Below are 8,411 nucleotides of genomic sequence, written 5' to 3' on the forward strand. Positions count from 1 at the left end.
TTTGCTTCAAAATCCTCCTGTTTTTCATCCCAGACATTAGAGTAGTTAGCACCCGCTTTGATCCCGAATTTCAAATTTTCTCTGTAGTCTTCCTGTGCATTCAAATTCATCCCGAATATTAAACAGCTTGCTAAAAGCGCGATTGTTAATTTTTTCATGATTGATAGTTTGTATTTGAAACTACCAGAGCCCAAATCCATGCCCCCATTGGGTTTTCAGGTTCCCAAAAAAACTTAAACAGCAGGCGCAGCAACGCTTTCAGAAGGAGTTTCTGAAAATAGGGTTTATGCCAAAAAAATGGGATTTATTTCATTTTGAAAAAATCGCTTTCATTTTGAGGATTTTCTATATCGGGGACACGATGCATCGCGCCCCAACTCATGTTTTCTTTATAAACTCAATTCCAATCCAACCGGACAATGATCCGATCCCATGATTTCGTTGTGAATAGTCGCTGCTTTAAGCTTCGGAATAAAACTTTCCGACACCAAAAAGTAATCAATTCTCCAGCCGATGTTCTTCCCTCTTGCTCCTGCACGGTAGCTCCACCAGCTATATTTCACCTCATCTCCGTTCAAAACTCTCCAGGAATCCACCAGGCCGCTTCCAACAAAAGCATCCATTCCGTCAATTTCTTCCTGCATGAATCCGGCAGATTTGTTGTAATTCTCTTTCGGACGAGCCAAATCAATGGCTTTGTGAGCCACATTGAAATCTCCGCAAACAATCACCGGCTTTTTTGCTTCCAGTCCTTTCAGATAAGCCAAGAAATCCGAATCCCAGGTTTTGCGGTAAGGAAGACGCAGCAATTCACTTCCGGAATTCGGAACATAAACCGTGATCAGGTAAAACTGATCGTATTCCGCACAAATAACTCTTCCTTCTTCGTCGTGATGTGCAACTCCCATATCATAAACCACCGAAACCGGTTCTGTTTTTGAAATGATAGCCGTACCCGAATATCCTTTTCTTCCGGCTTCGTTTGCGTACACAAACGGGTAGCCCAAAGGAGCAACTGTTTCTTTCACCTGTTCAACTGTAGCCTTTGTTTCCTGAAGGCAGATCACATCTGCATCAGCTTGCTGCATATCGGTAATAAATGATTTTCCTGCAATGGCACGGATTCCGTTTACGTTAAAAGAAAGAAGTTTCATATATACAATTTGAAAGTAAAAGTAGGAAAATGTTTGATGCGTACATTTAATATATAATATAAGCAAAAAAAAGTTAACCACCCTTCCAGGGTTATAAACCCTGGAACAATTTCAGCGGATAAAAATCCGATTCAATCAAATATGCACCACTTCCTCTTGTCAACTTCCAAATTGCCACTATTTTTACAGTATGAAAGGATTTGATCAGCAAACACTTCATGACCTGGAATTCAATCAGATCAGAGAATGGCTGGCTGCATTCAGCATTGGTGATACAGCAAAAAAGAGATTGGAAGAGCTTGTTCCAAACAATGACTTTGACGCCATTGAATTCGAACTGCTTCGTCTCAATGAATTCAAACGCATTCGGGTAGAAGGCGAATCCTTCCCTGCCCTCGATTTTGAAGAGTTGCTGGCAGAAATCAAATTACTCCCGATCCGGAATGCCGTTTTACAACAGGAAGGCTTTGTCCGGATTACAAGAGCTTCCGAACTGGCAAATCACATCATTCATTTTTTTGACAAGCGCTCCCAGGATTTTCCAAACCTGTTTGCACTTCTGAACCAGGTTTATTTTACACGGGAACTGATCGAAGCCATCGAAAAAGTATTCGACCGAAGAGGACAAATTAAGGACGATGCTTCTCCGGAACTGTTTGTGATCCGGCAACAAATTGCCAAACTGCGCAATCAGATCAACCGCAATTTTGATAAGGAAATGCGGCGCTATTTGAAAGAAGGTTTATTGGGTGATACCAAAGAAGCATTTATCAACGAGCGGAGAGTTCTGACAGTGCAATCCAGTCACAAGCGAAAAATCGGCGGGATGGTTGTTGGCTCTTCCAAAACCGGGAGTCTGACTTTTATCGAACCTGCGATCAATATTCCCCTGAACAACGAACTGGAAATGTCGCTGGATGATGAACGCAAGGAAATTTTCCGGATTTTACAGGAATTGACGCGTGATATTGCGCATCAGCTTCCTTTGATTGAAGCATATCAAAGTTTACTGACAGAATTTGATTTTATCAATGCCAAAACCAAACTGGCTCTCGACTTAAACGCAAATTTACCTGGAATTGTGCGAAATACGCGAATTGAATTAATTGACGCATTTCACCCGATTCTATGGAAAACCAATAAATCATTGGGGAAAGTAACGCTTCCTCAAAGTTTGATTCTGGATCCGAATAGCCGCATGCTGGTAATTTCCGGTCCGAATGCCGGAGGAAAATCCATCACACTGAAAACAATCGGATTGCTGCAGATTATGTTACAGGCAGGTTTATTGATTCCGGTACACGAAAACAGTAAATTCTGTTTCTTTCAGCAGGTGCTCACCGACATCGGGGATAATCAATCAATCGAAAACGAATTGAGTACTTATTCCTATCGTTTGAAACGCATGAAGTACTTTCTGAAAATTGCCAACAAACGAACCTTGTTGCTCCTGGATGAATTCGGAACAGGATCCGATCCGGAATTGGGTGGTGCTTTGGCAGAAGTTTTCTTCGAGGAATTATACAATCGCAAGTCATATGGAGTCATTACCACGCACTATGCGAATATCAAACTAAAAGCAGACAGACTTACCAATGCCGTAAACGGCTGTATGCTTTTCAATACCGAAACATTGGAACCGCTTTACCGTTTCTCGATCGGACAGCCGGGAAGTTCGTTTACTTTCGAGGTAGCTCAAATGAACGGAATTCCACTTGATTTGATTGAACAAGCCAAGGGAAAACTGGATCAGAACCGGGTGAAGATGGATCATTTGCTCAACGAACTGAATCGCGAGAAGATGTATTTGCAGCGCCTGAATAAAGAACACATCGAAGCACAGGAACTGGCAAATACAGCACGCGAAGAATTCATCGAAAAGAAAAAACGGATCGACGAACGCTTACGCTCTCAGCAAGATTTGGCGGAAAAGAACAACCTGTTCATCAATGCCGGTAAGAAAATGAAATCATTCATCGACCGCTACCAAACCAAAACCCGCAAAAAAGATGCGAATAATCCACTTCTGGAAGATGTGCGCAAATACCTGATGGTTGAAAAATCGAAAATCGAAGAAGCGAAACGGAAGGTGGAACTGATGCAGCAAAAACCTCAGAAACCGGTTGCGAAAAAACGCAAAACACACAAACCGGAAGAGGATATTTATCAACGCGACAAAATCGTCGTCGGTTCGACCGTTAAAATGATCGAAACCAAACAAAGCGGAACAGTGGAAGAAATTAAAGGCCATTTACTGACAGTTGTATTCGGATTTATGCGCCTGAAAGTAGAACGTGAAAAATTGATGTGGATTAAGTAAGATTAAAAAGGTCAAAAAGTTTAAAATTCATTTTGAACTTTTGATCCCAATAGCTATCGGGAATTGAACTTTTGAAGAAATATATTAAAACCGAAAAACACTATAAATTCCGCCATTTTATTAGAAAAACAAGCAATAATAGTAACTATGTCAGCTAATAAACACTACTTCCTGGAACAATCAAGCGTGCTCAACAGCATGCTTTTTTTAGAGCGATTCACCTATTACGGATTACAAACCTTCACTTACAGCTACCTGATCAGTGAAGCCATGAATTTATATGGAGACGATGCAACACAATTACTCCTGACCTTCTCGTCAGCACTGCTTTTCGCCAGAGTTTTCGGAGGACTAATGGTTGATTTTCTTTTTGGAACCAAAATATCCATCATTGTGAGTTGCGGTCTTCAGATTTTGGGAATTGTTCTTTTTATGCAAAAGCAATTAGGTTTATTTTACCTGGGAATGTTTGTTTTCCTGGTAGGACAATCACTCTTTTCTCCCGCCATCATGAAATCGGTTGGAATGCTTTATTCCGGGCGAAAACATAAAATGGACGGCGCATTAAACTTTAATTTCTTCGCCATTAACCTCGGTTCCTTTTTGGCTCCTCTTGCGTTCTTCTACCTGGGGCTTTCCACCACTTTCGAACGCGGATTCACCTCCTGCATCATTTGCTTACTCATCATTGCTGGATTGAGTTTCCTCATCAAAAAAACAAACCCGGATTCAGAGTTCCATTCTGAAATTTCAGATACCGGAAGTAATCGGATAAACGAAACTATTTTCCTGTCCATATTCGGACTTTTCCTTTACTGGCTTTTCAGACAGTTATTGACCCGCTCAATGGATAATTTCAATTACAGCGGCTTTCGATCCGGAAGCGTAGATCGTTTGGTGGCTTTGATTCCAACATTGATTCCGCTTGTGGGCTACCTCATTTTCGGAATTATCTGGAATCGATTCAAGTTCTCGCCATTACTGAAAGTTGTAATCGGTTTCGGGGCAGCAATCATTTCTATTTTCGCAGCCATCATGACGATGACAAACAGCCAGACAGACAATCCGGCTTTCATGACGTCTTTTATTGCGCTGAACTTCATTGGTGAAATCCTATTGTTCCCCACTTTACTGAGTTTCATTCTGCAATTTTCTCCACAAAGATTCATGGCAACATTCAGTGGCCTGGCTTTATCGGCCTTTGGCTTTTTGTCCTTTTATATCGGAAACAAACTCTTCGACAATATCGGCGACGGCAATTACCGAATCATGACCCTGGTATCTGGCGGCGGATTCTTCTTCTGTATGCTGGCTGCCCTGATCTTGTTTCTGCTCACGAAGAAAAAAGACGTTTCACACAATCACCTCGACGAGTTCTGATAAACAATAAACCACATAGATACATAGGGCACATAGATAGTATGTTAATTGTTTTTTATTATATGCTGTGTCCTAAAATATAGGTGATCTAATCTGCGGACTTAAAAAATCACCTAAACTCCAGGACAAAGGCTATATTAAATATACACACCATTATTCTTATCGTTATGACGGAATCTTACTTGAATTAACTGACTTATGATATCATTGGTGCTGCTATAGAAGTACACCATTAACCAGGGCCAGGCTTGCTGGAAAGTATTAATCACGAATGTATGAAGATTGAATTGATGAATCGAAATATTTCCTTCAAGACTGAGATGACTGTTCCCGTTATTTATGATCAGCAAAAGTTAGAAACAGTATTGCGCTGTGATTTAACACTATGTGCCCTATGTATCTATTGTGGTTCAAAAATAAAAAGGCCGTCTTGCGACAGCCTTTAGCCAGTTTGTTTTAAAATACTTACCCTTTTACAGGAGTGTACACGTTCTTGTAACAGCTCCCGTGGTTTCATAACCATCACAAGTTTTCTTCGCATCGTCCAAAGTAGAATTCTTAATTGTTTTGTTTTCTGTGATCGTCGTATTACCGGTATCCTGGTAAGTACATTCACAGTTATAATCCTTCTTACACGATGTTAAACCCAGCAAAACAATTGCTAAAGTTCCAAACATTACCTTCTTCATAACTAACAATTTTTCGTTTCTAATTGTTTCAATTTAATCAGAAAAAAGTCAGAAAGCGAACCAAAATTTGTTAAAAAAGAATGAAAACAGGTTGAGATGTTTGAAAATGAAAGCCGTTTATTCTCCCAATCTGACCCTAAATCCGGCAGATGAGCTAAAAACGGTCTTCCGGACATTTACAGGAGGAGCACTATCATAAAACATGTTAAACTCAATACGCATATCCAGGCGTTTGGTGATTGCCTGCGCAAGTTGATACTGTCCGGAGAAACGAAAATCCTTGAATTTGTCCCACCGTGGCTGGTAATAAGTGGTCGCAGAAAAACTAAAACCACCTTTGGTACGGATAAACCAGCTCAAATAATTACTCCACCTGAAATTGTTATTGATAATTCCATCTTCTGTCAATTCTTCGTATTCCCAGAAAGTGGATGTTCCCACAAAGAACCGGATGTTATTGGTATCGATGAATTTCCAGCGCGGGCCGGTTCCGATCAGGTATCGGACGCGTTGATTCAACAACTGGTTGTATTGAATTTGCGTGTAGCCCTCCCATTTCCACGGACTGTTTTTAATCCGTCTGGCATAGCGGAAATGAGCCATTCCTGAATTCGCATAGGTCGTTTTATTGGATGCTGTGTAGTTCAGGTCTGAAATGATCAGGAAATGATTCTTCCTGGTTTTGTATTGCGCTCTTGGTCTGAAATTCCCGGAATACAATACATCTGACGAGTTTTGAGTAACCGACATTCCGGCATCGAGTGATCCGCTCCAACCTGAAGTGTCTTCGTAGATCCGGCGGTTTTCAATATTTACAATTTGTGCATTTACACCAACACCGCAAGCTAAAAATAAAAACAAGCAGATTAACCTCATCACTTTGGTGCAATTCGATACAAGAAAATGGCTAAAATACCGAAAATCACATTCGGAATCCAAACGGCGGCAACAGGCGGAAAACCAACTGTTGTAGCAGCAACGGTCGTTACTTTCATCGCGAAAATGTAAATAAACACAAACAGCAAGCCGATAGCAATATTCACTCCGATTCCTCCCCGCTTCTTTCTGCTCGACACACTCACCCCGATCAAAGTCAGGATATAAGTCGCAAAAGGATAACTTGTTCGCTGGTAAAGCTCGATCTCAAAGGTCGGCACACTCGCATTCCCTTTTTCCTTCTCTTTTCGGATAAACTGCTTCAATTCCGTATAAGTCATCGCTTCGGCAATATTATCACGGATTGCCATGTCTTCTATTTTATATGGCAGAATCGTGTCTTTTTTATGTACCTCCGATAATTGAATTTTTTGATCAATTCCTTTGGATTGAATCTTCAGATTGAGCTTCAAGGTATCCAGGTAGGTGACTTTTCGTTCAAACACATCCGTCAAATGCCAATAATTTGGCTTTGCGGAATCAACCGTAGCTGTACGGGCTTTCAGGAAATGGATCAACCGGTTTTTGTTATCATAACGTTCAATAACGAAGTCGTTGATGATTGATTCCTGGGAATTGTAACTTGCATAATGCACCAATTCATTTCCCGGAAATTCAGCATGGTAATTTTCAACTACCAAACGGTCACGGTAAAATGACTCCTCAAAATCCAGTCGCACCCTGTTTGCACGCGGCAGCACAAAGTGATTCAACACCAAAGACATCAACATCAGGATTGTGGCCGCAATCATATACGGACGAATAATCCGTATAAACGGTCTTCCGCTGTTCAGCATCGGTATAATCTCCGATTCCTGGGCCATTTTAGCTGTAAACCAGATCACCGAGATGAAAATGATCATCGAAGAAAACGTATTCCCGTAATAAAGCAGGAAATTGAAATAGTAGTCGAAAATAATTGCTTTTATCGGCGCCTGATTGCTGATAAACTCAGGCAAGCGCGAAGCGATATCGAAAACCATTGCCAAAAGCATGATCACTCCCAACATAAAAAAGAATGTTGATAGAAACTTCCGGATGATATATCGATCTAAAATCTTGAGCATTAAATTCTTCTTCCCAGTTTTTTCACTTGTTCGTCCTTCCAGGTTCTGAAAGTTCCATCCAAAATGCGCTTGCGGGCCTCTTTAACCAACGCCAGGTAAAACGCTAAATTGTGAATGGTCGCAATTTGAATCGCCAGATTTTCTTTTGCCTTGATCAAATGGTGTAAATACGCTTTGGTGTAAACCTGATCTACATAAGCCGTGCCATTCGGATCCAACGGAGAATAATCCATTCTCCATTTATGATTTTTAATATTAATCGTTCCTTCGGAAGTAAACAACATTCCGTGTCGCGCATTGCGTGAAGGCATCACACAGTCGAACATATCAACTCCCAAAGCAATTCCTTCAAGAATGTTCACCGGAGTTCCCACCCCCATCAAATAACGCGGTTTATCTGCAGGCAAGATTGAACAAACCAAATCCGTCATGCTGTACATGTCTTCATCCGGCTCACCCACCGACAAACCACCGATTGCATTTCCCACCGCATTCTGAGAAGCAATAAATTCAGCCGATTCCTTACGTAAATCCGGGTAAACACTTCCCTGAACAATTGGAAACAAAGCCTGTGAATATCCGTATTTCGGTTCCGTAGAATCCATTTGAGTAATACAACGTTTCAACCAGCGATGTGTCATGTGCATCGAACGCTTCGCATAATTATAATCACACGGATACGGCGTACATTCATCAAAAGCCATGATGATATCAGCACCGATCGTGCGTTGAATGTCAATGGCTCTTTCCGGAGAAAAGAAATGATAACTTCCGTCGTGGTGCGATTGAAAACGCACACCTTCTTCCGTAATCTTTCTGCTTTTCGCAAGGGAATACACCTGGTAACCGCCGCTATCCGTCAAAA

The 8,411-nt window shown here is 41.2% G+C and carries 8 protein-coding genes; 3 read left to right on the plus strand and 5 right to left on the minus strand.

The genetic code is table 11. The annotated features are described in order from the left end of the window. Positions 1-389: 389 nt before the first annotated feature. Positions 390-1,154, minus strand: a complete 765-nt coding sequence (locus Q1V93_RS15155) for an exodeoxyribonuclease III (protein ID WP_300665816.1) — start codon at positions 1,152-1,154, stop codon at positions 390-392. A 190-nt stretch (positions 1,155-1,344) separates the two neighbouring features. Between Q1V93_RS15155 and Q1V93_RS15160 the strand changes: the two genes are divergently transcribed. The 3 genes from Q1V93_RS15160 to Q1V93_RS19420 all read left to right on the plus strand — a co-directional run bounded on the left by Q1V93_RS15160 (position 1,345) and on the right by Q1V93_RS19420 (position 5,300). Further along, entirely contained in the window at positions 1,345-3,474 is a 2,130-nt protein-coding gene (locus tag Q1V93_RS15160; RefSeq protein WP_300665818.1) for a DNA mismatch repair protein MutS, read from the plus strand. A gap of 147 nt (positions 3,475-3,621) precedes the next feature. After that, positions 3,622-4,854 carry an MFS transporter gene (locus Q1V93_RS15165; protein WP_300665819.1) on the plus strand — a complete coding sequence of 411 codons (1,233 nt, stop codon included), beginning with the start codon at positions 3,622-3,624 and terminating at the stop codon, positions 4,852-4,854. Between the two features lie 248 nt (positions 4,855-5,102). Continuing rightward, a complete protein-coding gene (locus tag Q1V93_RS19420; RefSeq protein WP_367183818.1) occupies positions 5,103-5,300 on the plus strand; it encodes a GxxExxY protein in 198 nt (65 codons plus the stop codon). 27 nt (positions 5,301-5,327) lie between these two features. On the opposite strand, the gene Q1V93_RS15170 is transcribed toward Q1V93_RS19420, so the two are convergent. The 4 genes from Q1V93_RS15170 to tgt form a co-directional block, all read right to left on the minus strand. Next, on the minus strand, positions 5,328-5,543 hold the full coding sequence (locus Q1V93_RS15170) for a hypothetical protein (RefSeq protein WP_300665821.1): 216 nt from the start codon (positions 5,541-5,543) through the stop codon (positions 5,328-5,330). Positions 5,544-5,660: 117 nt separating this feature from the next. Next, complete coding sequence (locus Q1V93_RS15175) at positions 5,661-6,419, minus strand: DUF481 domain-containing protein (RefSeq protein ID WP_300665822.1); 759 nt, start codon at positions 6,417-6,419, stop codon at positions 5,661-5,663. Then, positions 6,419-7,546: an LptF/LptG family permease gene (locus Q1V93_RS15180; protein ID WP_300665824.1), complete on the minus strand. Its 1,128-nt coding sequence runs from the start codon at positions 7,544-7,546 to the stop codon at positions 6,419-6,421. The genes Q1V93_RS15175 and Q1V93_RS15180 overlap by 1 nt, the downstream gene beginning before the upstream one ends. Further along, positions 7,546-8,411, minus strand: an 866-nt coding sequence (gene tgt, locus Q1V93_RS15185) for a tRNA guanosine(34) transglycosylase Tgt (protein ID WP_300665825.1), incomplete at its 5' end; no start/stop codon positions are given. The genes Q1V93_RS15180 and tgt, both read right to left, overlap by 1 nt.

Origin of the sequence: Fluviicola sp. (genome assembly GCF_030151805.1) — a bacterium.
In the GTDB taxonomy this organism is placed as follows: Bacteria; Bacteroidota; Bacteroidia; order Flavobacteriales_D; family Crocinitomicaceae; genus Fluviicola.